Raw genomic sequence first — 26,901 nt, 5'->3', positions numbered from 1 at the left:
GCAAATCATTCCTTTAATAAATATTAATACCTGCATCCAGAAATTATCAATATATATCCGGGTCATATTCTTATTATTTAATACCATAAAGCCAAACAACTGGACTCATAGTTTTATATTTGTACTATTAGTTCATAAATCGCACTTAATGGACAACGCGAATCTAAATAATAGGGATATTCAATGAATAGCAAACGAAAGATTCAGCTGGCTGATTTTAATAGAACGGTTATTCTGGCCACCGCTAATACGTTATTTCTTAACCATGGTATAGAAGGAACGACCATGGATGAGATTGCGCACGAAGCCGGATTCAGTAAAACCACGCTTTATACCTACTTTGACAGTAAACAGGATATTGTCGATCACCTTATTCTCGATGGAATGGAGCGCTTTCACCAGGAGGTGGTTAAAATAGTCAGCCGGCAGGCCCCCTTCCGCGAGTTTTATCATGAGCTTTGCCAGTCGTTGGTTGCTATCCACGACTCCGGCATCGTCTATTTCCCCGGCATTACCGGGAAAATAGGTTGCTCAGAAAAAGAGATGAAAAATAATAAAGTACTGACTAATATCTATATGCTCGGCGAGGAGATTAATCATATTATCGCCGGAGAAATTTCCCGCGCGGCAGCAAACAAAGAGCTTCAGTTAAATGCTCCAATGGCAGACGTCATGATGCTGTTCTGGCTCTGCCTGACCGGGCTGATAGAGAAATCAGCAAGTAAAGAAGCCTATATTTTGCGGCATCTTGAGAAGGACCGAAAATCCTTTCTTAACTTCGCTTTTGACGCTTTATTATTAATGATAGAAAAAGGCGCGAGTCGATGATAAAGAAAATATTTCTGTCCTTACTAATAGGTATGATAGTGGTTTGCGCCTGTGCCTATCATAAAGCGAAGCCCCTGCGCCTGACCAAAGATCTTTCACTACCATTTGCGCTGCCAACCGAACAGCGCCATATAGTGTATTACGCCTCGCTGGCGCCAAATGCGCATAATACTCAGCCCTGGCAGATTCGCTATAACCCGGACGCACGGCGATTCACCCTGGCGTTCGACCGCAGTAAAGCCCTCCCGCATATCGACCCGGCGGGGCGAGAAGCCAGTATTTCTCTGGGCGCGTTCCTGGAGAACTTCCGCCAGGCAGCCGCCGCATTTGGCATGCGGGCGGAAATAGACATTTTACCGGCGATGGCGCGCAATGGTGATGTTGCCCGCATGACGTTAAGCCCCCTCCACCGCGCCTCTTCTCTCAAACAGCCCGCCGTGCTGAAGTTAATTGAGCGCCGGCACACCGACAAACGTCCGTTTCAGGATATTGCCCTTGCGCCCCGCGATCTCGCTGCCCTGCTCAAACAGCACCAGCCGTATTTAAATTATTATCCACGCGGCAGCGCCGGGTTTAATAAGCTTGAGAGTTTTGCCATCCAGGCAGCAAAGGCTCAGGCGCTCGATGCGGCCAAAAGAGCGGAGTTCGCTCACTGGCTGCGCTTTTCCAACGAAGAGGCCCGCCGGTTGAAAGACGGCCTGCCCGCAGAACAGTTAGGCATCACCGGGATAAAAAAACTGCTCTATTACTCATTTTTCGATCGGCAAAAAGCCCAGGGAGAATCCTTCGCCGCGGAAAGCATCAGTAAAACGGCCAGCAGCGTAGCGCAAAGCGCCGGATTTTTTATCATCGGCGGAGAAGAAACCTTTCCGCTGATGTTGCGCAGCGGCATGAATCTGCAGGCCTTCTGGCTGGATGCCGTCCGCTACGGCATCTCTGTTCAGCCGGTGAGCCAGATGCTGGAGGATAAAGCGTTCCGTAAACAGCTGGCGGAAACCTTAGGCTTAAGCCAGCCGCCGCAAATGATCCTTCGCGCAGGCTACGTTGACGACTATGGCGAAAATAATAGAATTCGCCGTCCTATCGGCGAATTTACCCGCCTGGAACCGCCCGGGGCGAATTAAAGCCCTCGCGTTGCCAGCGCCTCGTCAAGCTCCCGGTAGGCCTCCACCAGCTTATCCAGCGTCGCCCGGTTGAGCCCGCTGGGATTTGGCAACACCCATACTTCCGTCGCGCCTATGGTCACCTGCTGTTTGCCCCATTTTACGCCGCGTACCTGAAACGCTTTCTCGAAAGCCTGTTTACCGAGGATCGCCAGCGCGCGCGGCTGATACTCTTCCATTTTCCTCACCAGCTCTCTTCCGCCATCGCGGAGCTCCAGCAGCGCGACCTCGCTGGCCTGTACCGTCGGGCGCTCGACTAGCATGGTAATCCCGCAGCGGGTATCCAGCAGCTGCAGCTCCTCTTCGGGTTTCAGAAGACGGTCGGTAAACCCGGCCTGATGAATCACCTTCCAGAAGCGATTTCCCGGATGGGCGAAATGAAAACCGGTATGGGCGGAAGACTTCCCCGGATTGATACCGCAAAAGACCACCCGCAGGTCCGGCGCCAGAATATCGTTGATCATGTTTTCCCCAGCTCAATACCTAAAAGGTAATTATAAAGGATTGAAAATGCGTTGTTTATAAAAACAGCAGGCGTGCGTTTTAGGCTGGATTGCGGGCAACAGTTACTTTATAATCCTTCGCCACGGCCCCTTAGCTCAGTGGTTAGAGCAGGCGACTCATAATCGCTTGGTCGCTGGTTCAAGTCCAGCAGGGGCCACCAGATACAGCAAGGGCTGGCGAGAAATCGTCAGCCCTTTTTGCGTTTTGCGGCTCCTGTATAGCGCCACGTCTTATGGTGAATATGGCGACAGGCGGCTTACGCCAGCGCCTGCAGCTGTTCGCGCATATAAGCAGTAAAGTATTCTGGGTTTTTGATAATAATGCGGTTGCCAGAGGCAATTTTGTCCGCCCATCCGGCTACTTTTTGCGTGAACCCGGCACTCCACCCCTCCTTCTCACCACGGGCCGTGACCTGCGCAGCGCTGGCCGGTACGCCTAGTTCATGCAAATACTTCAGGATCCCCTTAGCGGTACTTTCATCCATAGTATTCGGCACCGGTAACGATGTGTTCATACCACCAATAAAATCCAGGGCTTTATCGATTGCTGTTGGCATGCTCTTATCCTTAAAATTAACCACGTAATGAACATGTTTATAATATGGACCCAACTCCGTCGGGATATCAAAGAGATCGTTGCCTTTCTTTGATTCAGGCCCCAGCTAAACGCTTGCGTGGCGCTTTTCTGCTCGACTAATGCGGCGTTTTGCTCCCCTCCACGCCGCGCGCTCGCATCACGGTGCGATGCCCGCTGAGTAAAAAGGCAGAAAAACTTCACCCTGCGCGACGGCTTATCGATAAACTCGCCTTCTTCTCGCCGTTAATCAGCAAAAAGAGATGTAAAGCCGTAAGTTAAGCAAATTAATTTCGTTCCAGTCTGGCACAGATTAAAAAAAAGAAGTTCCATGATGAAACATGCAAAAGAAGATTAATAACAAACTGTGATACAGCTAAACGATCGTTATCAAAAAACAGCCTGCGGTAATAAAAAACTCAATTAGATAGTATTTTTCTCGCTATTGACTTAATAACCTGCGGCGAGAGAATAAGCCCGCAAACAGCAGTTGAAATATGTGCCTGCGATAATTATCGCGTTCCAGCCCTGGATATTAACAGGAGAGATTATGGATAAGATCAAACACATCGCCACTATCACGCTGGCGGCTGCAAAAGAAATGGCTACTGCCGTTGAGGCGAAAGCCTTTGAAATGAACGTGCCGGTGGTCTTTGCCGTTGTTGACCGCGGCGGAAATATGCTCCTGATGCAGCGTATGGATGAGGCATTTATAACCAGCTGCGATATTGCGCTCAATAAAGCCTATACGGCATGCGGCCTGCAAAAAGGCACTCATCAAATTACAGCGTTAGTCCAACCGGGCGCACCGCTATATGGATTACAACTCACCAACCAGCAGCGAATCATTCCTTTTGGCGGCGGCCTGCCAGTTATTTTTAACGAGGAAGTCATCGGCGCCGTTGGCGTGAGCGGCGGTACCGTCGAACAGGACATGTTATTAGCCGAAACGGCTCTGAAGGGTTTCTCTAAATAATAAATCCAACCAGGAAGATATATTATGAGCTATCGTATGTTTGATTATCTGGTGCCAAACGTGAACTTTTTTGGTCCCAATGCTGTTTCTGTCGTCGGCGAACGCTGTAAGCTGCTGGGCGGTAAAAAAGCGCTGCTGGTCACCGATAAAGGTCTGCGGGCCATCAAAGACGGCGCGGTGGATAAAACTCTCGGCTATCTGCAGGAAGCCGGTATTGAGGTGGTGGTTTTTGATGGCGTCGAGCCAAATCCAAAAGACACCAACGTGCGCGATGGCCTGGCGGTCTTTCGTCAAGAACAGTGCGATATTATCGTCACCGTCGGCGGCGGTAGCCCTCATGACTGCGGTAAAGGGATTGGTATCGCGGCTACCCACGAAGGGGATCTTTACCGCTATGCCGGCATAGACACCCTGACTAACCCACTGCCGCCGATCGTCGCGGTGAATACCACCGCCGGTACCGCCAGCGAAGTGACCCGCCACTGCGTACTGACCAACACCCAAACAAAAGTGAAGTTCGTTATCGTCAGCTGGCGTAACCTGCCCTCGGTCTCCATCAATGACCCGCTGCTCATGCTTGGCAAACCGGCCCCGCTGACCGCCGCAACCGGCATGGATGCGTTAACCCACGCCGTGGAGGCCTATATTTCCAAAGATGCCAACCCGGTCACCGATGCCGCCGCGATCCAGGCCATCCGCCTGATCGCCCGGAACTTGCGCCAGGCCGTCGCGCTGGGCAGCAACCTGCAAGCCCGCGAAAACATGGCCTACGCTTCCCTGCTGGCGGGAATGGCTTTCAATAACGCCAACCTCGGTTACGTTCACGCCATGGCCCATCAGCTTGGCGGCCTGTACGATATGCCGCACGGCGTGGCGAACGCGGTTCTGTTGCCGCACGTTGCGCGCTACAACCTGATCGCCAATCCGGAAAAGTTTGCCGACATCGCCGAATTTATGGGAGAAAACATCCACGGACTTTCAACCATGGACGCCGCCGAGTCGGCCATTTGCGCCATCGCCCGCCTCTCTTCCGATATCGGCATTCCGCAGCATCTGAGCGAGCTGGGAGTTAAAGAGGCTGACTTCCCCTATATGGCGGAGATGGCCTTGAAAGACGGCAACGCCTTCTCAAATCCGCGCAAGGGTAACGAGAAAGAGATTGTCGCTATCTTCCGCCAGGCTTTCTGATAGAGCGATCGCTAACGCCGCGAACAAGTACCATCGCGGCGTCAGGCTGGGTGCCCGGTTACTCCTGATTTTTATGCTTAAACTGGCCGGCATCGATATCGTACTGTTTCATTTTTCGCCACAGCGTGGTGCGGCCAATATTCAGCAGCTGCGCCATCTCTTGTACCCGTCCGCTGGTCACGCGGGCGGCATGGATGATGGCCTCTTTTTCAATGGCGCTGAAGGTCAGGCTGGCGGGCAGCAGCGAGGAACCCGCGTCGGCGCCGGGCCGCTCGGCAAAGAGATATTCCGGCAGATTACTCAAACGGATATGGCCGTTCTCGCTGCTAATGGCGATATTTTCAATCACGCTGTTCAGCTCAAAATCATTACCCGGCCAGGAGTAGGCCACCAGCTGCGCCAGCGCATCGTCATCCATCTTCAACCGCGAGGAAAAACGCTTCTCCAGACTCTTAAGACGATTGTGGACCAGCGAAGGAATACTGTTACGCCGCGCCCGCAGCGGCGGAATAACGATTTCAAAAGAGTGCAGCGCGTAGTAAAGCTGGCGACTAAAGCGGTTTTGTTCCACCAGGTTGGCAAGATCGACGGTAGTGGTGGCGATGACTTTAACGTCCACCGGGATCAAACGCCGGGCATCCAGACGGGTTAATACCCCCTGCTTGATCACCTGCAACAGCGCGGACTGCAGCTCCGGCGCCAGATATTCGATTTTTTCCAGAAACAGCGTCCCGCCGTTGGCCAGCTCGAGACGGCTAAGACGCCCGTTTTCCTCGTCCGTCGGCGCGCTGCCCATAAAATCCTGCCCAAGGACGCTGTCGGCATACAGCTGGCAGTTAACCGCGATATACGGTCCGCCACCCCGCTCGCTCTCATTGTGAATCGCCTGGCTGAGCAGCTCTTTACCCACCCCTTCCTCACCGCACAGCAGCACTGGAAAAGCGCCGCGCGCCGCCTGACGGCCAAAGTGAATTAACCGCCGGGTTTCAGGATCGTCAGCCGACATCTGCTCAAAGGTATGGCTCACTTTGCCAAGCTGGCTGGTCATCAGCTGACGCATCTGCTCGACCGGATGCAGCAGCAAGATGAAACTGTTGCCCTGCTCTTCGACGATCGGCTTGAGCGTGATAACGGCATCAACGAACTGATGCTGGCTCTCGAAGGTGACTTCCACATGGTTCAGCCCGCGCGCGTGCTTGATCGCCCGGCGCAACAGAGCCGGCAGCGTCACCAGTTCATTGATGTTTTTCCCCTGGCTGGCCTGGGCATCAAGGTGTAGCAGCGTCGCGGCCTGCACGTTCAGAAACTGCAAAATGCCCTGCTCGTTCCACGCCATCACCCCGTCATCCATGCTCTCCAGCAGACCGTACATCTGGTTAAGGTGGCGATTCGACTCGGCCAGCAGGCTATCGGTGAGCAGCGAGTTGCCCACTTCCCTGGCGATAGCCAGGGTCAGGGAGAGGTCCGGCGAAGCCTGTTCTTCCGTCAGGCAGCACAAAGAAATGGAACCGAACAGGCGCCCGTGGTTATCAAACACCGGCGTAGAGCTAAACGACCATCCGTGCAGCGCATGTTTAAAATGCTGCTCGCCCGTCGTTTTGACCGGCTGCCCGAGCATGGAGGCCAGCGAGAGCGCGCAGCTGCCGATGATGCTTTCCGCGCAATAGCTACCGTCACGAAACCCCAGCGCCGCCAGCTGGTCAAGGGTCTGCGGATCGCCGCAGCGGCTGAGAATACAGGCGGACTCATCAAGGATAAACAATGCGCAGGGGCGGTTATCCATATACTCCCAGGCATCTTCCAGCGCCGCCTGGCCAATCGTCAGCAGCGCGGTCTTACGCCGACAAATCGATTCGAAGGTCAGCCCCTGCGCCTGATGCGGCGTCTGCCAGGTTTCCCGCTGCATAAACTTACTGCAACGATGCCACGACTGGGTTATCACCAGGGGAAAGCTCTGAGTCTGCGCAGTCATATCCATTTCCGCTGTTACTTAAACGACAACCCCTCCGGCGGTAACCGCCAGAGGGGGATAAAACGCCCCTTCTCATTAACGAGGCGGGACAGGACGACGCTAAATTAACGCGCCAGCCACTGCTGTCCAAGCAGGTCGGCGGTCAGAATTGCCGCATGCACGCTCTGCGCGCTGACCGGGAACGGCATGTTATGGATGGTTTCGCCTTCCGCACAGGTCGCTTTTGCTACCGCCTGAATTTTCTCGTCGATGCCCTCTTTAACGCCCATTTGCGCCAGCGTGACCGGCAGGCCGACGGTATGGCAGAAGTTCAGCACCGTTTCGATCTCTTCCATCGGGCTATTTTGTAGCACCAGCTGCGCCAGGGTACCAAACGCGACTTTCTCGCCATGGTACAGGTGGTGGCACTCTTCGAGGATGGTGAAACCATTGTGAATGGCGTGCGCGGCGGCCAGGCCGCTGCTTTCAAAGCCGATTCCGCTAAGGTAGGTATTCGCTTCAACGATGCGTTCGAGCGCATCGGTCACCACTCCGGCCTGAGCGGCAAGGCGGGCCTTTTCGCCTTCCGCCAGCAGCGTATCATAGCACAGGCGCGCCAGGCTCAGCGCCGCCGCCGTCGACTGGCCGCCGGCCATGCTGGTGGCTCTGGCGTCATAGCAGGCCCTGGCTTCAAACCAGGTTGAAAGCGCATCGCCCATCCCGGCCACCAGCAGGCGTACCGGGGCTTTAGCGATAATCGCCGTATCCATCACCACCATGTCCGGATTTTTCGGGTAAATAAGATACTCTTCAAATTCACCGGCTTCGGTATAAATAACCGACAACGCGCTGGTTGGCGCATCGGTGGAGGCAATCGTCGGGATCACCACCACCGGCAGCTTCTGGTAATAGCCTATCGCTTTCGCCGTATCGAGCGTCTTGCCGCCGCCGATGCCCACCACGCCGCGGCAGCCGTGCTGCTTCAGAATGGCGATCAGGCGATTGATCTCAACGTGGCTGCACTCGCCGTTGAAGCGCTCCGCATGGCAGCTGATATTGTGGCTATGCAAACCGTTCAACACTTTCTCACCCGCCAGCTTCATCACGAAGTCATCGGCAATCACGAAAAAGCTGCCCGCCAGGTTTTTAGCGTATTCGCCAAACAACGTGGATGCATCCGGTCCCTGGAGATATTTGGCTGGAGATTGAATAACTTTTAGCATTCCGTTCACCCTCAAATAAGTGCATGTTTTGACACGATGTGCCCCGGTATTTCCCCGTCCGGCCTGGTATTAAAAGCGGGAACAAAAGCGCTACCTGAGCGATGTCATCACTGTAGAGCGAGCCGCAGGCAAAAAAATGTTTCCCCTTTTTGTCCCGATATGAAACAGGGTGCACATTTTATCGTTTCATATTGAAACATGAATTCATATGAAACGACGGGATTGCGATCTCGATCCGCTCGTTCAGCGCAAAACAAGCGGAAAAAGTGGATGAAGTACGGCGTTTTTCGCCGCTACTGGCGCCTGGAGAGGTAAAATTTTTTCCCCCCCGCGTCTGGCAAGTATGTGAAGTGAGATGAAATAGTCGCCCTGGCTCGCATTTTTCGATTTCTTCCGGCAAAAGCGTTTCATAACGGAACAAAATTTACCGTGCGCGTTTCGTAATGAAACTCATTTTATGGCGATTTTTTTTCCCGTTAACTCAGCCAGAATCAATACATCGCCCGATATCGCATATCGACAGGCGATGCCCCTACACGATGACCGCTTCCGTCAGCAGAGAGGCCGCATCGAAACTCCGATGGAGAATAAACAATGAAAAAACTGATTAACCGTGTCGAAGATGTCCTGAGTGAACAACTGGCGGGCCTGGCAAAAGCGCACCCTGAACTGACGCTGCATCATGATCCGGTCTACGTCACCCGCGCCGATGCACCGGTGGCCGGGAAAGTAGCGCTGCTTTCCGGCGGCGGCAGCGGTCATGAGCCGATGCACTGCGGATATATTGGCCAGGGCATGCTTTCCGGGGCCTGTCCGGGGGAAATTTTCACCTCCCCGACGCCGGATAAAATGTTTGAGTGCGCCATGAACATCGACGGCGGCGAAGGCGTGCTGCTGATTATTAAAAACTACACTGGCGATATTCTTAACTTTGAAACCGCCACCGAGCTGCTGCACGAAAGCGGCATCAAGGTCACCACCGTGGTAGTCGATGACGATGTGGCGGTAAAAGACAGCCTCTATACCGCCGGACGGCGCGGCGTGGCCAATACCGTGCTGATTGAAAAACTGGTGGGCGCGGCCGCCGAACGCGGCGACTCGCTGGCAGCATGCGCTGAACTGGGGCGCAAGCTTAACAACCTCGGCCACTCTATCGGCATCGCCCTGGGCGCCTGCACCGTTCCGGCCGCCGGCCAGCCCTCATTCGAACTGCAGGACGATGAGATGGAGTTCGGCGTCGGCATTCACGGCGAACCGGGCATCGACCGCCGCCGCTTCACCTCCCTCGATCGCACCGTTGACGAAATGTTCGATACTCTGCTGGAAAACGGCGCCTATAGCCGCACGCTGCGCCACTGGGACAACATGAAAGGCGCGTGGCAGGAGGTAACGCAGACCAAGCAGGCGCTGCAAAAAGGCGATCGGGTTATCGCGCTGGTCAACAACCTCGGCGCCACGCCGCTGTCCGAGCTCTACGGCGTCTATAACCGTCTGACGCAGCGCTGCGAGGAAACCGGCATCGCGATCGAGCGCAATCTTATCGGCAGCTACTGTACCTCTCTGGATATGGTCGGTTTTTCCATCACCCTGTTAAAAGCCGATGACGAGACGCTGGCATTATGGGACGCCCCGGTTCACACCCCGGCGCTGAACTGGGGAAAATAAGGAGCACGACATGTCATTAAGCAGAACGCAAATCGTAGACTGGCTCTATCGCTGCGGCGATATCTTTACCAAAGAGAGCGATTTTTTGACCGGTCTGGACCGGGAGATCGGCGATGCCGACCACGGCCTGAATATGCATCGTGGTTTTAGCAAGGTGGTGGAAAAGCTGCCTTCGATTGCCGATAAAGACATTGGTTTCATTCTTAAAAATACCGGCATGACGCTGCTGTCCAACGTCGGTGGGGCCAGCGGCCCGCTGTTCGGCACCTTCTTTATCCGCGCCGCTCAGGTGACCCAGGCCCATCAGAGTCTGACCCTGGACGAGCTTTATCAAGCCATCCGCGAAGGCGCGGAAGGCGTGGTGAATCGCGGCAAAGCCGAGCCGGGCGATAAAACCATGTGCGACGTCTGGCTGCCGGTAGTGGAATCGCTGCGTCAGTCCAGCGAACAGCACCTGTCAATCCAAAGCGCCCTTGATGCTGCCAGCGAACAGGCGCAAGCCGCCGTCCAGGCCACCATCGCCATGCAGGCACGCAAAGGACGGGCCAGCTACCTCGGCGAACGCAGCATCGGGCACCAGGATCCGGGCGCGACCTCGGTAATGTTGATGGTTCAGATGCTGGCCGCAGCGGCCAAAGAGTAAGGAAAACGCGATGGTAAACCTGGTGATTGTTTCGCATAGCGCTCGTCTGGGCGAAGGTGTCGGAGAACTGGCCCGGCAGATGTTAATGAACGATGGCTGTAAGCTGGCGATCGCCGCCGGAATTGACGATCCCACCAGCCCGATCGGCACCGATCCCATTAAGGTTATGGAAGCCATCGAGTCCGTAGCCGACGCCGATCATATCCTGGTGATGATGGATATTGGCAGCGCCCTGCTGAGCGCCGAAACCGCGCTGGATCTCCTCGATCCGGCCATTGCGGCGAAGGTTCGCCTGTGCGCGGCGCCGCTGGTGGAAGGAACGCTGGCGGCGACGGTGAGCGCCGCCGCCGGGGCCGGCATCGACAAGGTCATCGAAGATGCCATGAACGCGCTGGAGGCAAAACGCGTACAGCTGGGATTGCCATCGCAACCGCAACACGCGGCGTTGACCGCCGCGCCGATCGACGACCGCGATGCGCGCTCGGTTTCCGTGGTGATTCAAAACCACAACGGCCTGCATGTTCGCCCGGCGTCAAAGCTGGTCGCCGCGCTGGCGGGATTCAACGCCGACCTGGTGCTGGAGAAAGGAGGTAAGTGCGTCACGCCCGACAGCCTCAACCAAATCGCCCTGCTTCAGGTACGCCGTAACGATACCTTAAGGCTGCTTGCCCGCGGGCCGGATGCCGATGCCGCGCTGGCAGCGTTCCAGGCGCTGGCGGCGGAGAATTTCGGCGAGCAAACGGAGGCGGCGCCTGCGACTCAGCCCGCCTGCGCCGATCGCGTACAGGGTAAGGTCGTACTCTATTCCCAGCCGCAGGAGAAGGTCTCACGGGAAAAAGGCGTCGCCATCGGTCAGCAGCAGCTGCGGCTAAAACGGGCCATCGATCGGACGCTGGAAGAGCTTAGCGCGCTGACGACCCTGGCGGAGGCGAAGTTTTCCGCCGACATCGCGGCCATCTTCTCCGGGCATCATACCCTGCTCGATGACCCTGATTTATACGCCGCCGCCTGCGATAGGGTGCGCGACGAGCAATGCAGCGCGGAGTGGGCGTGGCATCAGGTGCTGAACGATTTAAGCCAACAATATCGTCATCTCGACGATCCTTACCTACAGGCGCGCTATATTGATATTGAAGATATTTTGCACCGCACGCTGCGTCACCTTAACGGGAGCAACGAAGTACTACCGCAGTTTGACGGCCCCTCGATCCTCGTGGCCGACGATATTTTTCCTTCTACCGTCCTGCAGCTCGATGCGGATCGGGTGAAGGGGATCTGTCTGCAGGCCGGCAGTGAACTCTCTCACGGCGCCATTATCGCCCGTCAGGCGGGTATCGCGATGCTTTGCCAGCAGAGCGATGTCCTGACCACGCTACAAAAGGGGGAGACCGTCATCCTTGATATTCCCGGCAAGCGCGTGATTCGCGCCTAGCCTGCTCTAACCTTCTCGCCCCGGAGGCTGTCCCCTCCGGGAACTCGCTTAACTTTCAGGATCCGTTATGTCTCAATTCTTTTTTAATCAGCGCGCCAACCTCGTCAATGAAGTGATTGAAGGAACCATTATCGCCAGCCCGTGGAATAACTTGGCGCAGCTGGAAAGCGATCCCGCCATTCGCGTGGTGGTGCGTCGCGATCTCGACAAAAACAACGTGGCGGTGATCTCCGGCGGCGGTTCCGGTCACGAACCGGCCCACGCGGGCTTTGTCGGTAAAGGCATGCTGACCGCCGCCGTCTGCGGCGATCTTTTTGCCTCGCCGAGCGTCGATGCGGTGCTGACCGCCATCCAGGCCGTGACCGGCGATGCCGGTTGCCTGCTGATCGTCAAGAACTACACCGGCGATCGTCTGAACTTCGGCCTCGCCGCGGAGAAAGCGCGCCGCATGGGCTATAACGTCGAAATGCTGATCGTTGGCGATGATATTTCGCTGCCGGATAACAAACACCCGCGCGGTATTGCCGGGACGATTCTGGTGCATAAAGTGGCCGGCTACTTCGCCGAACGCGGCCACAATCTGGCGACCGTGCTGCGCGAGGCGCAGTATGCCGCCAGACACACCTTCAGCCTCGGTCTGGCCCTTTCCAGCTGTCACCTGCCGCAGGATGCGGAAACGACTCCGCGCCATCATCCGGATCAGGCCGAACTGGGGATGGGGATCCACGGCGAACCGGGCGCTTCGGTTATCGCCACGCAGAACAGTGCGGAAATCGTTACGCTGATGGTAGAGAAGCTCAGCGCCGCCCTGCCGGAAACCGGCCGCCTGGCGGTGATGATCAATAATCTCGGCGGCGTATCGATTGCCGAAATGGCAATTTTGACCCGCGAGCTGGCCAATACCCCGCTGCATCAGCGAATTGACTGGCTGATAGGCCCGGCGTCGCTGGTCACCGCGCTGGATATGAAAGGCTTTTCCCTCACCGCCATCGTGCTGGAAGAGAGCATTGAGAAAGCGCTGCTCTCCGCGGTCGAAACCGCCGGCTGGCAGACGCCAGTGCAGCCGCGCGCAATCAGCGTGATGCCCTCGTCGCTGCGCAGTACGCGGGTGGAGTTTACGCCCTCGGAGAATAGCGAGGTTGCAGGCTACGTAGAGCGGGTGACCGGTACGCTATCCGATCTGGAAGCGGACCTCAATGCGCTGGATGCGAAGGTTGGCGACGGCGATACTGGCTCCACCTTTGCCGCTGGCGCACGCGATATCGCCGACTTACTTCAGCGCCGTCAGCTGCCGCTGGCTAACCTCGCCACGCTGTTCGCCCTGATTGGCGAGCGTCTGACGGTTGTGATGGGCGGTTCCAGCGGCGTGCTGATGTCGATTTTCTTTACCGCCGCCGGGCAGAAGCTGGAACAGGGGGCAAGCGTCGCCGAAGCGCTAAACGCCGGTCTGGCACAGATGAAGTTTTACGGCGGTGCCGACGAAGGCGACCGAACCATGATTGACGCCCTGCAACCGGCGCTGGCGGCGCTGCTGGCCGAACCGGAAAATCTGCAGGCCGCTTTCGCGGCGGCGCAGGCGGGCGCGGATCGTACGCTTCACGCCAGCAAAGCAGGTGCAGGACGCGCATCGTACCTGAACAGCGATAGTCTGCGCGGCAATATGGACCCCGGAGCCCACGCGGTGGCCATGGTGTTTAAAGCGCTGGCGCAGAAATAGTCTCTCTGGCACCGCCCCTGCTCCCGGGGGCGGCGCTTAACGCGCCTTGCCCGGGCTACAGGTTCACCGCCGTCTGCGGGCCGGTCGCCCCATGGTTCACCGCCGTCTGCAGGTCTGGTAGCCCGGGTCAGGCGCCAGCCGCAACCCGGGTTTTCTCCCGCGCTTACTTGCTGTGCCAGTAGGCCTGCGAACGCACCAGCTGCGGGTCAATCTCCGGACCTTCAAAACGCGCCAGCAGTGATTTCACCACCGCGCCTTCCCCGGTCACCCAGATAAAATAATCTTCGGTTGGAACCACAACCTGCGCCAGACGCTCGGCCACGGCAGAGGAGTGATGTCCCACCACCCACTCAATATTGAAGCCATCGAGATCGGCCAGGTAATCTTGATAAGACTCATCGCCAATGGTGACGATCGCCGTGACCTGCGGGCGCGTCGGAAGCTGCCGCAATCCCAGCAGACGGCGGCGCAGCGCGGGCATGCCTGACTCATCGGTCACATACAGTTGCCAGACGTAATCTTCCGGCACCACCAGCGAACCGCGCGGGCCGCCGATGACCAGCTTATCACCCGGTTTCGCCGCCAGCGCCCAGCTGCTGGCTATACCGCCATCGTGAATAAAAAAGTCGTACGCCAGCTCATGACGGTCGGCGTCGTAAAGCGGCGTATAATCGCGGGTCGCCGGACGTACGCCTTCGCCCCAGTTAATGCCTTCATCCGTCACCTCCGGCGGCGTAAACGCAGCACCCGCAGTGGGGAAAAAAAGCTTGGTATGGTCGTCGAAACCCTGGGAGACAAAGCCTTCCAGCGCCTCTCCGCCCAGCACGATACGCTGGAATGCGCTGCCGATACGCTCGACGCGCAATACGGTTAACTCACGGAAACGCAGCTCATTACGCACGCGCTGCGGGTATTTAGGATTCCTGCTCGTTGTCATCTTTCATCGCCTTGGTGAACGGAATAGATATATCTAAAAATATTGCAAATGATAATGATTGCCATTAAAAAAGAATGCAAGCACTTTTTGATATAGCCATAGTAAAACGCCACAAAAGTCAAAAAATAGAATTAAATCTCTAATTATCAACTATATAAAAAATAAATCTGCCACAAGGTTGCGACTTGAGTATTTTTAGATATAAATTAGATATATCAAAAAACTCAAAGGAAAAAATCATGAGAGATCATCACGAAGAAGGCCGTGGGCCACGCGGACGCCACGGCGAACATGGCGAACACGGTCGCAGAGGCGGCGGACGCCGGCAGCGCTTCTTTGGCCATGGCGAGCTGCGCCTGGTCATTCTGGACATCCTCACCCGTAATGCCAGCCACGGTTACGAACTGATTAAAGAGATCGAAACCATGACCCAGGGCAACTACAGTCCCAGCCCCGGCGTCATCTACCCGACGCTCGATTTACTCCAGGATCAGGGATTAATCAGCGTGGCTGACGAAAACGGTCGCAAAAAAATCGCCATCACCGCCGAAGGCAGCCAGCTGCACGCGGAAAACCAGCAGCCGCTGGAGCAGATTCAGGCCAGACTGCAGGCGCGAATGGTGGGTTGTGAGCTACGTAAAAACCCGCAGATGAAGCGCGCGCTGGAGAATTTTAAGGCGGTACTGGATTTAAAAGTTAACCAGCAGGAAATAACCGAAGCGCAGCTAAAGCAGATTGTCGGCGTGATTGACCGCGCGGCGATGGAGATCTCCCAGCTCGACTAATCCTTTGCCTCATTATCGGGCAGCCTGCACCGCCGCGAAGCACGCGGCGGTAGCCCTTCAGCGCATCGTTTTACGCCTTCAGGAGTAAAACATGCCAATAAAATTTTGCTCAATTGCGATTTCACGTTGCGTTTATCCCGTTTTTCCTGGCCCGCGCCGAAGTGGCGTAATCCCTGCAATACTTAATTCAGTATCATGTGATACGCCCCGCCCAGGAGCATATTTTGAACAGGTTACCTTCAAGCGCATCGGCTCTGGCCTGCAGCGCACACGCACTGAATCTTATTGAGAAGCGAACGCTCGATCATGAAGAGATGAAATCACTTAACCAGGAGGTCAGGGAATACTTTAAAGAGCATGTGAATCCGGGGTTTTTAGCGTATCGAAAATCGGTCACTGCTGGCGGGGATTACGGAGCCGTAGAGTGGCAAGCGGGAGGATTAAATACGCTTGTCGACACTCAGGGACAGGAGTTTATTGACTGCCTGGGTGGGTTTGGGATTTTTAATGTAGGGCACCGTAATCCAGTTGTCGTTTCCGCCGTCGAAAATCAGCTCGCTAAACAACCCCTTCATAGTCAGGAACTGCTGGACCCGCTGCGGGCCATGCTGGCTAAAACCCTGGCGGCCTTAACGCCGGGCAAACTGAAATACAGCTTCTTTAGCAACAGCGGTACCGAGTCGGTCGAAGCGGCGTTAAAGCTGGCGAAGGCCTACCAGTCTCCGCGCGGCAAGTTTACCTTCGTCGCCACCAGCGGCGCGTTTCACGGTAAGTCGCTGGGCGCGCTTTCAGCCACTGCGAAATCCACTTTCCGTAAGCCCTTTATGCCCCTGCTGCCGGGATTCCGTCATGTACCTTTTGGCGATATCAATGCGATGCGCACGCTGCTGAGCGAGTGCCAAAAGACCGGCGATGACGTCGCGGCGGTGATCCTTGAGCCTATTCAGGGCGAAGGCGGGGTGATTCTGCCGCCGCCGGGCTATCTGCCCGCGGTACGCAAGCTGTGCGACGAGTTTGGCGCGCTGCTGATCCTCGATGAAGTCCAAACCGGCATGGGGCGCACCGGCAAGATGTTCGCCTGCGAGCACGAAAACGTTCAGCCGGATATTCTGTGCCTTGCCAAAGCGCTGGGTGGCGGCGTCATGCCAATTGGCGCCACGGTCGCCACCGAAGAGGTGTTCTCGGTACTGTTCGATAACCCGTTCCTGCATACCACCACGTTTGGCGGCAACCCGCTGGCCTGCGCGGCGGCGCTGGCGACCATTAACGTACTGCTGACGCAAAACCTGCCCGCGCAGGCGGAGCAGAAAGGCGATATGCTGCTGGACGGCTTCCGTCAGCTGGCCCGCGAATATCCGGATCTGGTGAATGACGTGCGCGGCAAAGGTATGCTGATGGCGATTGAGTTTATTGATAACGAAATCGGCTATGACTTTGCCAGCGAAATGTTTCGCCAGCGCGTGCTGGTGGCCGGAACGCTCAACAACGCAAGAACGATTCGCGTTGAGCCGCCGCTGACGCTGACCCCTGAGCAGTGTGAACAGGTGCTAAAAGCGGCCCGCCTGGCGCTGGCGGCGCTGCGGGTTTCGGTGGAAGAGGCGTAATGGCTTGCCCTCTCCCGCTCCGGGAGAGGGCGTTTGCTATACGACGCGCACACCCGCAGGCATCGCTCTTTCCGGCGTAAGCAGTACGCTTTCGCCGCCATCGTCGGTTTCGGCGCATAACAGCATGCACTCCGACGTTTCACCGCGCATTTTGGCTTTCGCCAGATTGCACAGGACCACGACCGTTTTTCCCAGCAACTCTTCTTCTCGGTAATAGGGCACCAGGCTGGTCACCGTCTGCAAGGTGCGCTCGCCAACGTCAATCCGCGCGATATAGAGCTTATCGGCATTCTCATGTCGTTTTACAGCTACAATTTTTCCCGTACGCATTTCCAGTCTGGCAAAATCATCATAAAGCACCGTTTCCATCTTGCACCCCTCAGGTAAAAATTTAGTAAAAGATAACAAAAGTCGGCGAGGTTTCCGCATAATAGTGTAAGGAATGTTAGATCCATCACTTTTTAGTTCGCTATAAACTTCCCGATGCGGATGAATAATACGAGGGAAATTTACTGAAAAGAGATGCAGCGGCCCGCGCTTGCTTTACAATGGTTTGCGTCGATGGTGCAACGTCAGATAAGGAAAACAATGGCCACACTAAAAGATATCGCGACCGAAGCAGGCGTTTCACTGGCGACGGTTTCCCGGGTATTAAACGACGACCCCACTCTGAACGTGAAAGAAGAGACAAAGCACCGCATTCTTGAGGTGGCGGAAAAGCTGGAATATAAAAGCACCAGCTCGCGTAAGACTCAGGTTCATACCGTCGGCCACCATCATATTCTGGCTATCTACAGCTACCAGCAGGATCTGGAAATCAACGATCCTTACTATCTGGCGATCCGCCACGGTATCGAAACGCAGTGTGAAAAGCTCGGTATTGAGCTGACCAACTGCTACTTTAACAACGCGCTACCCGAGCTGAAAAAAGTGACCGGCGTTCTGATTGTCGGCCAGCCTTCGCGGGCGATTCGCGACGCAGCCACGGCGTTAACCGACAACGTCTGCTTTATTGATTTCCATGAGCCAGGCAGCAGCTACGACGCCGTCGATATCGATCTGGTGCGTATCGCCAAAGAAGTTATCGACTTTTTTATCGCCCAGGGCGCGCGGCGCATCGGCTTTATTGGTGGCCAGGATGAGCCGGGTAAAGCCGACATTCGCGAAGTGGCCTTCGTCGAATATGGCCGCCTGAAGGGGGTGGTTTCGGAAGAAGATATCTGGCGCGGCGGGTTTTCCAGCTCCTCCGGCTATGAGCTGGCAAAAACGATGCTGGCCAGGGCGGATTTCCCCACCGCGCTGTTCGTCGCGTCAGACTCTATCGCCATCGGCGTGCTGCGGGCTATTCATGAACGCGGCCTCGCGATCCCGGAAGATATCTCGCTCATTAGCGTTAACGATATCCCCACCGCGCGTTTTACTTTTCCGCCGCTCTCCACGGTGCGCATTCATTCAGAAATGATGGGCAGCCAGGGCGTTAATCTGCTGGTTGAAAAAGCCCGCGATGGCCGTGCGCTGCCGCTAAACGTCTTTGTCCCCAGCGTGCTGAAGCTGCGCGGCACCACCCGCTAATCCCCCGTTCTGACGCTAAATCCTCTGCGCCTGGCTCCCGGGGGCGGCGCTTATCGCGCCTTGCCCGGGCTACGGGTTCACCGCCGTCTGCCAAACGGTAGCCCGGACAGGCGCAGCGCGCCGCCTCCGGGATTTTCCTCCATCCCCCATCCTCTGCACCTTTTCCCCATCCTGACCGCTGGCGGCCAACCCGCTCATTTTGTGATCGAGTTAAAGTAAATCACTCCTGGTGGTTTAATTTAGTAAAACTTTTACTAAAATACTTTCTATCCGTTTAGTCCGTTCAGGGAGGCGATATGAATCGCTGGGAAAATCTTCAACTCACTCATGAAAACCGGCTGCCTCCGCGCGCCTATTTCTTCTCTTACGATTCGCAGGCCCAGGCGCGAACCTTCGCCCGTGAAACCAGCAGCCGCTTTTTGTCCCTTAGCGGACAGTGGAAATTCTGCTTCTTTAACAACCCGCTGCGGGTGCCGGAAGCGTTCACCTCGCAATACATGAGCGACTGGGGGCCGATTACCGTACCGGGAATGTGGCAGATGGAAGGACACGGCCAGCTACAGTATACCGACGAAGGCTTTCCCTTCCCGATTGACGTTCCCTACGTGCCGACCGACAACCCTACCGGCGCCTATCAGCGCATCTTTACCCTCAGCGAGGGCTGGCAGGACCAGCAGACTCTGATTAAATTTGATGGCGTTGAGACCTATTTTGAAATTTACGTTAACGGTCAGTACATCGGTTTCAGCAAAGGCAGCCGCCTGACGGCGGAGTTTGATATTAGTCACGCGGTAAAAACCGGCGACAACCTGCTTTGCGTGCGCGTCATGCAGTGGGCGGACTCCACCTATATAGAAGATCAGGATATGTGGTGGTCGGCGGGTATCTTCCGTGACGTGTATCTGGTGGGCAAAAACCCGCTTCACGTCCAGGACTTCACTCTGCGCACCGATTTTAACGATGACTACGTCGACGCCACCCTCTCCTGCCAGCTGGTGCTGGAAAATCTCGCCGCGCAGCCGGGCGCAGCCACACTGGAATACGCGCTGTTCGACGGCGAAAAGGCGCTGTATGAAGGCGTAACGCCGCGCCTGAGCATCAGCCAGCAGCTGAACGTCAACTTTGCGATCGACGTGAAGGCGCCGCAGCAGTGGTCGGCGGAAAATCCTTATCTCTATCACCTGGTGATGACGCTGAAAAACGCCGCCGGAGAGATTATCGAAGTTATCCCGCAGCGCGTCGGTTTTCGCGATATCAAAGTGCGCAACGGCCTGTTCTACATCAATAACCGCTACGTGATGCTGCACGGCGTTAACCGCCACGACAACGACCATCTGAAGGGGCGTGCCGTAGGGATGGACCGCGTTGAGAAAGATCTGCTGCTGATGAAGCAGCACAATATCAACTCGGTACGCACCGCCCACTACCCCAATGACCCGCGTTTCTATGAGATGTGCGACATTTACGGTCTGTTCGTGATGGCGGAAACCGATGTCGAATCCCACGGCTTCGCCAACGTCGGCAATCTGAGCGCCATCACCGATGATCCGGCATGGGAGCATATATACGTCGAACGAATCGTGCGCCACATTCACGCGCAGAAAAACCATCCGTCGATCATTATCTGGTCGCTGGGTAACGAGTCCGGCTACGGCTGCAACATTCGGGCGATGTATCATGCCGCTAAAGCGATCGACGATACCCGTCTGGTGCATTACGAAGAGGATCGCGACGCGGAGGTGGTGGATATCATCTCTACCATGTATACCCGCGTGCCGCTGATGAACGAATTCGGGGAATATCCGCATGCCAAACCGCGAATTATCTGCGAATACGCCCATGCGATGGGCAACGGTCCCGGCGGGCTGAGCGAATACCAGAACGTGTTCTATCAACACGACAGTATTCAGGGCCACTACGTCTGGGAGTGGTGCGATCACGGGATTCAGGCCACCGATGACAGCGGCGCGGTTTGGTACAAATTCGGCGGCGATTACGGGGACTATCCTAATAACTACAACTTCTGTCTTGACGGTCTGATTTTCTCCGACCAGACGCCTGGGCCCGGCCTCAGAGAGTACAAACAGGTTATCGCCCCGGTAAAAGTTCAGGCAACCGACATCACCCGCGGCGAACTGCGCATCGATAATAAGCTCTGGTTCTCGACGCTTGATGACTATACCCTGCGCGTGGAAGTTCGCGCCGAAGGGGCTACGCTTGCCAGCCAGCAGCTTAAGGTGCGCGATCTTGCGCCAAACAGCGGCCGCGATATCACCATTGACCTGCCAGAACTGGACGATCGCGAAACCTTCCTCAACATCCTGGTGACCAAAGACTCGCGCACGCCGTATAGCGAGGCCAACCATCCGATCGTCGTTTACCAGTTCCAGCTAAAAGAACAGACGGCAACGAAATCGCCGCTGATGAATGCCAGCGCAACCCCGCTACAGATAGTTGATGAACGACTGAGCTACAGCATCACCGGGCATAACTTCCGCGTGGTCTTCTCTAAAGTCAACGGCAAACTGAGCGAATGGCAGGTGAACGGCGTAGACCAGGTGACCCGTGAGCCGAAGATTAACTTCTTCAAGCCGATGATTGATAACCACAAGCAGGAATATGAGGGGCTGTGGCAGCCCAGTCACCTGCAAATTATGCAGGAGCATCTGCGTGAATTCAGCGCCGAACAGCGTGGAGACTCGGTGATTATCACCACCCGCAGCATTATCGCTCCGCCGGTTTTCGATTTTGGCATGCGTTGTACCTATCGCTGGCAGATTACCCCGCAGGGCCATATTAACGTTGAGCTTGCGGGGGAACGTTATGGCGACTATCCGCATATCGTGCCGTGCATCGGTTTTATGCTGGGCATTAACGGTCAGTTTGAACAGGTGAATTACTACGGTCGCGGTCCCGGTGAAAACTACGCCGACAGCCAGCAGAGCAACATCATTGATGTCTGGCGCACCACCGTGGACGACATGTTCGTGAACTACCCGTTCCCGCAGAACAACGGCAACCGCCAGCACGTCCGCTGGGCCGCGTTTACCGACCGTCACGGCAGCGGCCTGATGGTGGTCCCGCGCGATCCGCTCAACATCAGCGCCTGGCACTATACGGCGGAGAATCTGCACGCCGCGCAGCACTGTAACGAACTGCGTCGCAGCGATGACATCACCCTGAATATCGACGCCCAACTGCTCGGCCTGGGCTCTAACTCCTGGGGGAGCGAGGTGCTGGATAGCTGGCGGGTGTGGCTCAAACCGTTCAACTATGGCTTTACGCTGCTGCCGCTGGAAGGCGGGAGCGCTTCCTCGCAGACGCTGGCGAATCATAGCTTTGGCGCCGGTTTCTTTTCCTCCGATTCATACAGCGAGGCTGAAAAATGAGAATTCTCGATAATTTAGAACAATTTAAGCAAATTTATCACAGTGGACGTAAATGGCAGCGCTGCGTAGAAGCTATCAATAATGTCGATAATATCCGGCCTGGAGTTGCCCATTCGATAGGCGATTCGCTCTCCTATCGCGTGGCAAGCGACAGCACCACGGATGCGCTGTTCGTTGGCAACCGCCGCTATTTCGAGGTGCATTACTACCTCCAGGGTCAGCAAAAAATTGAGTTTGCCGCTAAAGAGCAGCTGCAGACCGTCGCCTGCTATCGCGATGAAACTGACCGTGAATATTTGAAAGGCATTGGTGAAACCGTGCAGGTCCATGAAGGACAAATGGTGATTTGCGATACCCACGAAGCTTATCGCTTTATCTGCGACTCGCCGGTCAAAAAGGTGGTGCTCAGAGTGACTATCGAAGACGGCTACTTCCTGAATAAGTAAGCCCGCGTTACGCAAGATGAGGCCAGCGGATCGACTCGTTGGCCTTCCCGGTCCCAGCCCTCAATGCGGGCCAGATCATTTTCCGGAGGACTTATGTCCGAATCAGTTCGTGCCAAAATAGGGAAGTTCGCCCTACTGTCGATGGCGTTTGCCGCCGTATTTAACGTACGAAATATCGTTAATAATAACATCGAGTTAGGGCTCAGTTCCGCCCCTATCTTTCTGTTTGCCACGGTGGTCTATTTTATTCCGTTTGTCTTTATCATCGCCGAATTCGTGTCAGCGAATAAAAATTCCGAATCAGGTATGTACGCCTGGCTGAAGCAGCCTTTAGGTACCCGCGCGGCCTATCTCGGCTCGTTCCTGTACTGGTTTGTGAACCTGTTCTTTTTCCTGTCGCTGCTGCCGAACGTGGTGGCCTACGCCTCGTACGCCATTATGGGTTACGCCATTCCCTTCTCGCCGATGGTCACTTCGCTGATCTCTATCGTTCTGTTCGCCATGGCCACCCACATTTCCACCAAAGGCGCGACCTGGCTGGGGAAAATCTCCGAATGCGTGGCTTATGGCGTCTTCGCGCTCTTTGCGATTTACGTGGTCGGTGCTATTACCGCGCTGGGCGCGGGCCATGTCCCCGCGCAGCCGATTACGCTGCACGCCATGGCGCCTACCATCAACTGGGCGACGCTGGGGATTATGTGCTGGATCTTCCAGGCGGCTGGCGGGGCTGAAACCGTTGCCGCATATCTGAACGATACTAAAGGCGGGCAGAAATCGTTTATTAAAGTCATCATCACCGCCGGGATCCTGATTGGCGGCATGTATGCGCTGGGTTCTCTGCTGGTCAACGTCTTTGTGGCACGGGAAGACCTGACCTATGCAGCCGGTATGGTGGAAATTTTCACCGGTCTCGGCGCTTATTTCCATATTTCCGAAGCGCTGATGGGCCGCTTCGTCGGCATCATTCTGTTTATCGCCATTTTCGGCAGCATGATGATGTGGACCGCCGCACCGGTAAAAATTCACTTCTCGGAAATTCCTGCCGGCATCTATGGCAAAAAAACCACCGAGCTGAACGTCCACGGCGTGCCGGTGCGCGCCGCCTGGTGGCAATTTGTCTTCGTCTTTCTGATGCTCATCGTGAATGGTTTCGGCTCCGCCAGCGTTCAGCAAATGATGAACACCGCCATCAACCTGACCGCCGGGACCGCAATGCTACCGCCGCTGTTTATCATGGCCGCCTACTTTGTTTTCCGCTGGAAACATGACGACACGCCGCGCGACTTCCGCATGGGTTCAAGAAAAGTTGGGATGGCCGTGGTGTCGATGCTTATCGTTATTTTCCTGGTCAGCATGACCGCCTCCGCTTTCCCGCCAGGAGTCGACCTGGTGAACGCCTTCTTCATTAACGTCTTTATGACCGCAGTCTTCTCCGGACTCGCATGGTGGTGGATAACCCGCTTTGAGAAAAAACAGCGCAAGAACCAACAACCAGGCCTGAAATCAGCGGCAAATACGGTGAAATAAGCCACCGTTGCTCCCGCCAGCGGTATATCCCCTGGCGGGATTTTTTTACCCGCAAGCCATGATCTGTCGCCCAACCATTTTCGTGATCGAGTTAAAGCAATTCATTTTTACCGCTTTTATTTACTAAAATTTTTACTAAAATTAACCACAATACTTAACTACCTCTACCCTACAAACAACACAATCCCCTTCGGCCATTCTCTGAAGGACAATGTGTGGAGATGTGTTATGTCTGATATCAAACGTAATACCATCGGCAAGTTCGGCCTGCTGTCGCTGACCTTCGCCGCCGTCTTCAGTTTTAACAACGTGATCAATAACAATATTGAGCTGGGGCTGGCGTCGGCGCCGATGTTCTTCCTCGCGACCCTGCTCTACTTCGTTCCTTTCTGCCTGATCATCGCGGAATTCGTTTCGCTGAATAAAAACTCCGAAGCGGGGGTTTATGCGTGGGTAAAAAGCTCCCTCGGCGGGCGCTGGGCCTTTATTACCGCCTACACCTACTGGTTCGTGAATCTTTTCTTTTTCACCTCGCTGCTGCCGAGGGTAATCGCTTATGCCTCCTACGCTTTCCTCGGCTACGAGTACATTCTGACTCCGGTCGCCACCACGATGTTGAGCATGGCGCTGTTCGCCCTGTCGACCTGGGTTTCCACCAACGGCGCAAAAATGCTGGGTCCAATCACCTCGGTCACTTCATCGTTAATGCTGCTGCTGACGCTCTCCTACATTCTGCTTTCCGGCGGCGCGCTGGTGGGCGGTATTCAACCAGCGGATCCGATTACCGTGGATGCAATGATCCCGAACTTTAACTGGGCGTTCCTCGGTGTCACCACCTGGATCTTTATGGCGGCCGGCGGGGCGGAGTCCGTCGCGGTGTACGTCAATGACGTGAAAGGCGGATCGAAATCATTTGTTAAGGTCATTATCCTCGCCGGGATCGTGATTGGCGTGCTGTACTCCATTTCCTCGGTACTGATAAACGTGTTTATCAGCAGTAAAGAGCTGAAATTTACCGGCGGATCGGTACAGGTCTTCCACGGCATGGCGGTATGGTTTGGCCTGCCCGAAATCGTGGTCAACCGTTTTGTCGGCCTGGTCTCCTTTACCGCCATGTTTGGTTCGTTATTAATGTGGACCGCGACGCCGGTCAAAATCTTTTTCTCCGAAATCCCGCCCGGAATATTTGGTAAAAAAACCGTTGAGCTCAATCAAAACGGCGTACCGGCGCGCGCGGCGTGGATCCAGTTCCTGATTGTGATTCCGCTAATGATAATTCCGATGATGGGCTCAAGTACCGTGCAGGATTTAATGAATACCATCATCAATATGACCGCCGCCGCCTCGATGCTGCCGCCGCTGTTTATCATGCTGGCGTACCTTAATCTGCGCCGCAAGCTCGATCATCTGCCGCGCGATTTTAAAATGGGTTCACGCACCACCGGTATTACGGTGGTCTCCATGCTGATTGTTATTTTCGCTATCGGCTTCGTCGCCTCAACCTTTCCCACCGGCGGCAATATTCTGACGATTATTTTCTATAACGTCGGCGGAATCGTTATCTTCCTCGGATTTGCATGGTGGAAATACAGCAAATACGTGAAAGGTTTAACTCGGGAAGAAAAAAGAATTGAAGCAGCGCCAGCCTCTGACGCGTCTTAATCTATTTTTCTTAAATAAAAAACCACAATACCTCTAAATAAAATGATGAAAAATAACAGGCCTATTTACTGGGCGCTTGCCGCCCTGGCTTTTTGCACACCGGCTATTGCCGTCGATGTGGCGCATCCGGCGGAACATGATGACATGAAAACGCCAGAACTTAATGCCACCTCATACCGTTTTTACGGTGAATTGGGGGTTGGCGGATATATGGATCTAGAAGGCGAGGACAAGCATAAATATAGTGATGGCACCTATATTGAAGGCGGACTGGAAATAAAGCACGGCAGCTGGTTTGGTTTAATTTATGGCGAAGGCTGGACGGTTCAGGCCGATCGTCAGGGAAATGCCTGGGTAGCGGACCATGGCTGGGGCGGATTTGAAGGTGGAATAAACCGCTTCTACGGCGGATATAAAACCGAGAGCAGCACCGAGATTATGCTCAGCCTGCGCCAGGATTCATCGCTCGACGATCTGCAGTGGTGGGGCGATTTCACGCCCGACCTCGGCTACGTGATCCCCAATACGCGCGATATTATGTACGCGCTCAAGGTGCAGAACCTGGCGGGAGATTTTCGCTACAGCGTGACCGCCACGCCCGCCGGGCACCACGATGAAAGCAAAGCGTGGCTCCATTTCGGCAAATACGACCGCTACGACGATAAATATACCTACCCGGCGATGGTCAACGGCTACATCCAGTACGATCTCGCGAACGAGGTGACCTGGATGAATGGGCTTGAGGTGACGGATGGGACCGGCCAGCTATTTTTGACCGGTATTCTCACCCCCAACCTTGCCGCCCGCGCCTGGCATCATACCGGGCGCGCCAGGGGAAAAGACGTGCCGGGAACGGAGACCGGCTTTATGGCCAGCGCTATGTATGAAGCGCTCAAGGGCGTGTATCTCTCTACCGCCTATAGCTACGCCAAACACCGCCCGGATCGCGCCGCCGAGGAAACCACCTCGTTTATGCAGTTCGGCATCTGGTACGAATACGGCGGCGGACGTTTTGCCACCGCTGCGGACAGCCGCTTCTACATGAAAAATGCCTCCGGCAACCCGAGCGATCAGGTTTTCCTGATGCAATATTTCTATTGGTAAAAGGAATACAGA

General features: G+C 55.4%; 22 protein-coding genes and 1 tRNA gene. 17 read left to right on the top strand and 6 right to left on the bottom strand.

Annotation, left to right across the window (positions count from 1 at the left end; genetic code table 11):
* The first annotated feature begins 183 nt into the window (after nt 1-183).
* Nucleotides 184-828 (top strand): TetR/AcrR family transcriptional regulator, encoded by a 645-nt coding sequence (locus ACSIPU_RS16540; protein WP_064356504.1) that lies wholly within the window; start codon nt 184-186, stop codon nt 826-828.
* Nucleotides 825-1,952: an Acg family FMN-binding oxidoreductase gene (locus ACSIPU_RS16535; protein WP_032745322.1), complete on the top strand. Its 1,128-nt coding sequence runs from the start codon at nt 825-827 to the stop codon at nt 1,950-1,952. The genes ACSIPU_RS16540 and ACSIPU_RS16535 overlap by 4 nt, the downstream gene beginning before the upstream one ends.
* On the opposite strand, the gene mug is transcribed toward ACSIPU_RS16535, so the two are convergent.
* Entirely contained in the window at nt 1,949-2,455 is a 507-nt protein-coding gene (mug, locus tag ACSIPU_RS16530; protein WP_004105914.1) for a G/U mismatch-specific DNA glycosylase, read from the bottom strand. The two genes, ACSIPU_RS16535 and mug, sit on opposite strands and share 4 nt — an antisense overlap.
* A 124-nt stretch (nt 2,456-2,579) precedes the next feature.
* On the opposite strand from mug, the gene ACSIPU_RS16525 reads away from it, so the two are divergent.
* A tRNA-Ile gene (locus tag ACSIPU_RS16525) sits at nt 2,580-2,655 on the top strand.
* A 96-nt stretch (nt 2,656-2,751) separates the two neighbouring features.
* Here the strand turns inward: ACSIPU_RS16525 and ACSIPU_RS16520 are convergent.
* Nucleotides 2,752-3,075, bottom strand: a complete 324-nt coding sequence (locus tag ACSIPU_RS16520; protein ID WP_071530277.1) for a DUF1889 family protein — start codon at nt 3,073-3,075, stop codon at nt 2,752-2,754.
* 543 nt (nt 3,076-3,618) lie between these two features.
* On the opposite strand from ACSIPU_RS16520, the gene ACSIPU_RS16515 reads away from it, so the two are divergent.
* The gene (locus ACSIPU_RS16515; RefSeq protein ID WP_064370345.1) at nt 3,619-4,044 is read left to right on the top strand and encodes a GlcG/HbpS family heme-binding protein; all 426 of its coding nucleotides are present in this window, start codon (nt 3,619-3,621) and stop codon (nt 4,042-4,044) included.
* A 24-nt stretch (nt 4,045-4,068) separates the two neighbouring features.
* Entirely contained in the window at nt 4,069-5,232 is a 1,164-nt protein-coding gene (gene dhaT / locus ACSIPU_RS16510) for a 1,3-propanediol dehydrogenase (protein ID WP_196090360.1), read from the top strand.
* 58 nt (nt 5,233-5,290) lie between these two features.
* Here the strand turns inward: dhaT and dhaR are convergent, their stop codons facing one another.
* Both dhaR and ACSIPU_RS16500 read right to left on the bottom strand, forming a co-directional pair.
* Complete coding sequence (dhaR, locus tag ACSIPU_RS16505) at nt 5,291-7,204, bottom strand: dihydroxyacetone kinase operon transcriptional regulator DhaR (protein ID WP_026055885.1); 1,914 nt, start codon at nt 7,202-7,204, stop codon at nt 5,291-5,293.
* Between the two features lie 104 nt (nt 7,205-7,308).
* Nucleotides 7,309-8,406, bottom strand: coding sequence for a glycerol dehydrogenase (locus tag ACSIPU_RS16500; RefSeq protein ID WP_196550875.1), 1,098 nt, complete (start codon nt 8,404-8,406; stop codon nt 7,309-7,311).
* A 594-nt stretch (nt 8,407-9,000) separates the two neighbouring features.
* On the opposite strand from ACSIPU_RS16500, the gene dhaK reads away from it, so the two are divergent.
* From dhaK to ACSIPU_RS16480, 4 genes are all read left to right on the top strand, one after another.
* Nucleotides 9,001-10,071 (top strand): dihydroxyacetone kinase subunit DhaK, encoded by a 1,071-nt coding sequence (gene dhaK, locus ACSIPU_RS16495; protein WP_016808017.1) that lies wholly within the window; start codon nt 9,001-9,003, stop codon nt 10,069-10,071.
* 10 nt (nt 10,072-10,081) lie between these two features.
* Nucleotides 10,082-10,714, top strand: coding sequence for a dihydroxyacetone kinase subunit DhaL (gene dhaL / locus ACSIPU_RS16490; RefSeq protein ID WP_016808018.1), 633 nt, complete (start codon nt 10,082-10,084; stop codon nt 10,712-10,714).
* A gap of 10 nt (nt 10,715-10,724) precedes the next feature.
* Complete coding sequence (gene dhaM / locus ACSIPU_RS16485) at nt 10,725-12,146, top strand: dihydroxyacetone kinase phosphoryl donor subunit DhaM (RefSeq protein WP_142477706.1); 1,422 nt, start codon at nt 10,725-10,727, stop codon at nt 12,144-12,146.
* Between the two features lie 67 nt (nt 12,147-12,213).
* Complete coding sequence (locus ACSIPU_RS16480; protein ID WP_123830004.1) at nt 12,214-13,863, top strand: glycerone kinase; 1,650 nt, start codon at nt 12,214-12,216, stop codon at nt 13,861-13,863.
* A 163-nt stretch (nt 13,864-14,026) separates the two neighbouring features.
* Here the strand turns inward: ACSIPU_RS16480 and ACSIPU_RS16475 are convergent, their stop codons facing one another.
* Entirely contained in the window at nt 14,027-14,800 is a 774-nt protein-coding gene (locus tag ACSIPU_RS16475) for a siderophore-interacting protein (RefSeq protein WP_017145394.1), read from the bottom strand.
* A gap of 239 nt (nt 14,801-15,039) precedes the next feature.
* Between ACSIPU_RS16475 and ACSIPU_RS16470 the strand changes: the two genes are divergently transcribed.
* Nucleotides 15,040-15,585: a PadR family transcriptional regulator gene (locus tag ACSIPU_RS16470; RefSeq protein ID WP_004105928.1), complete on the top strand. Its 546-nt coding sequence runs from the start codon at nt 15,040-15,042 to the stop codon at nt 15,583-15,585.
* Nucleotides 15,586-15,809: 224 nt separating this feature from the next.
* Entirely contained in the window at nt 15,810-17,189 is a 1,380-nt protein-coding gene (gene ygjG, locus ACSIPU_RS16465) for a putrescine aminotransferase (protein ID WP_004105929.1), read from the top strand.
* Between the two features lie 36 nt (nt 17,190-17,225).
* Here the strand turns inward: ygjG and ACSIPU_RS16460 are convergent, their stop codons facing one another.
* Nucleotides 17,226-17,558, bottom strand: a complete 333-nt coding sequence (locus tag ACSIPU_RS16460; RefSeq protein ID WP_004105930.1) for a tRNA-binding protein — start codon at nt 17,556-17,558, stop codon at nt 17,226-17,228.
* 219 nt (nt 17,559-17,777) lie between these two features.
* On the opposite strand from ACSIPU_RS16460, the gene ebgR reads away from it, so the two are divergent.
* The 6 genes from ebgR to ygjJ all read left to right on the top strand — a co-directional run bounded on the left by ebgR (nt 17,778) and on the right by ygjJ (nt 26,889).
* Entirely contained in the window at nt 17,778-18,761 is a 984-nt protein-coding gene (ebgR, locus tag ACSIPU_RS16455) for a transcriptional regulator EbgR (RefSeq protein WP_004105931.1), read from the top strand.
* A gap of 296 nt (nt 18,762-19,057) precedes the next feature.
* Nucleotides 19,058-22,150 (top strand): beta-galactosidase subunit alpha, encoded by a 3,093-nt coding sequence (gene ebgA, locus ACSIPU_RS16450; protein ID WP_023321658.1) that lies wholly within the window; start codon nt 19,058-19,060, stop codon nt 22,148-22,150.
* Nucleotides 22,147-22,596, top strand: a complete 450-nt coding sequence (locus tag ACSIPU_RS16445; protein ID WP_004105933.1) for a beta-galactosidase subunit beta — start codon at nt 22,147-22,149, stop codon at nt 22,594-22,596. The genes ebgA and ACSIPU_RS16445 overlap by 4 nt, the downstream gene beginning before the upstream one ends.
* Nucleotides 22,597-22,689: 93 nt before the next feature.
* On the top strand, nt 22,690-24,123 hold the full coding sequence (locus ACSIPU_RS16440; RefSeq protein ID WP_004105934.1) for an amino acid permease: 1,434 nt from the start codon (nt 22,690-22,692) through the stop codon (nt 24,121-24,123).
* Nucleotides 24,124-24,351: 228 nt separating this feature from the next.
* On the top strand, nt 24,352-25,785 hold the full coding sequence (locus ACSIPU_RS16435) for an amino acid permease (protein ID WP_004105935.1): 1,434 nt from the start codon (nt 24,352-24,354) through the stop codon (nt 25,783-25,785).
* A gap of 45 nt (nt 25,786-25,830) precedes the next feature.
* Nucleotides 25,831-26,889 (top strand): protein YgjJ, encoded by a 1,059-nt coding sequence (ygjJ, locus tag ACSIPU_RS16430; protein ID WP_032704767.1) that lies wholly within the window; start codon nt 25,831-25,833, stop codon nt 26,887-26,889.
* Nucleotides 26,890-26,901: the final 12 nt, after the last annotated feature.

It is taken from the genome of Klebsiella sp. HN106, from assembly GCF_051209435.1.
In the GTDB taxonomy this organism is placed as follows: Bacteria; Pseudomonadota; Gammaproteobacteria; order Enterobacterales; family Enterobacteriaceae; genus Klebsiella; species Klebsiella oxytoca.
This window is presented reverse-complemented; position numbering and strand designations above follow the sequence as displayed.

Coding starts and splice junctions, on each gene's coding strand:
- dhaL (WP_016808018.1), top strand. CDS start 10,082: ATGTCATTAAGCAGAACGCAAATCGTAGACTGGCTCTATCGCTGCGGC.
- ACSIPU_RS16435 (WP_004105935.1), top strand. CDS start 24,352: ATGTCTGATATCAAACGTAATACCATCGGCAAGTTCGGCCTGCTGTCG.
- ACSIPU_RS16540 (WP_064356504.1), top strand. CDS start 184: ATGAATAGCAAACGAAAGATTCAGCTGGCTGATTTTAATAGAACGGTT.
- ACSIPU_RS16535 (WP_032745322.1), top strand. CDS start 825: ATGATAAAGAAAATATTTCTGTCCTTACTAATAGGTATGATAGTGGTT.
- dhaM (WP_142477706.1), top strand. CDS start 10,725: ATGGTAAACCTGGTGATTGTTTCGCATAGCGCTCGTCTGGGCGAAGGT.
- ACSIPU_RS16480 (WP_123830004.1), top strand. CDS start 12,214: ATGTCTCAATTCTTTTTTAATCAGCGCGCCAACCTCGTCAATGAAGTG.
- ACSIPU_RS16500 (WP_196550875.1), bottom strand. CDS start 8,406: ATGCTAAAAGTTATTCAATCTCCAGCCAAATATCTCCAGGGACCGGAT.
- ACSIPU_RS16470 (WP_004105928.1), top strand. CDS start 15,040: ATGAGAGATCATCACGAAGAAGGCCGTGGGCCACGCGGACGCCACGGC.
- ACSIPU_RS16445 (WP_004105933.1), top strand. CDS start 22,147: ATGAGAATTCTCGATAATTTAGAACAATTTAAGCAAATTTATCACAGT.
- dhaK (WP_016808017.1), top strand. CDS start 9,001: ATGAAAAAACTGATTAACCGTGTCGAAGATGTCCTGAGTGAACAACTG.
- ebgR (WP_004105931.1), top strand. CDS start 17,778: ATGGCCACACTAAAAGATATCGCGACCGAAGCAGGCGTTTCACTGGCG.
- ACSIPU_RS16515 (WP_064370345.1), top strand. CDS start 3,619: ATGGATAAGATCAAACACATCGCCACTATCACGCTGGCGGCTGCAAAA.
- ACSIPU_RS16440 (WP_004105934.1), top strand. CDS start 22,690: ATGTCCGAATCAGTTCGTGCCAAAATAGGGAAGTTCGCCCTACTGTCG.
- mug (WP_004105914.1), bottom strand. CDS start 2,455: ATGATCAACGATATTCTGGCGCCGGACCTGCGGGTGGTCTTTTGCGGT.
- ACSIPU_RS16460 (WP_004105930.1), bottom strand. CDS start 17,558: ATGGAAACGGTGCTTTATGATGATTTTGCCAGACTGGAAATGCGTACG.
- ygjJ (WP_032704767.1), top strand. CDS start 25,831: ATGAAAAATAACAGGCCTATTTACTGGGCGCTTGCCGCCCTGGCTTTT.
- ebgA (WP_023321658.1), top strand. CDS start 19,058: ATGAATCGCTGGGAAAATCTTCAACTCACTCATGAAAACCGGCTGCCT.
- ACSIPU_RS16475 (WP_017145394.1), bottom strand. CDS start 14,800: ATGACAACGAGCAGGAATCCTAAATACCCGCAGCGCGTGCGTAATGAG.
- dhaT (WP_196090360.1), top strand. CDS start 4,069: ATGAGCTATCGTATGTTTGATTATCTGGTGCCAAACGTGAACTTTTTT.
- dhaR (WP_026055885.1), bottom strand. CDS start 7,204: ATGACTGCGCAGACTCAGAGCTTTCCCCTGGTGATAACCCAGTCGTGG.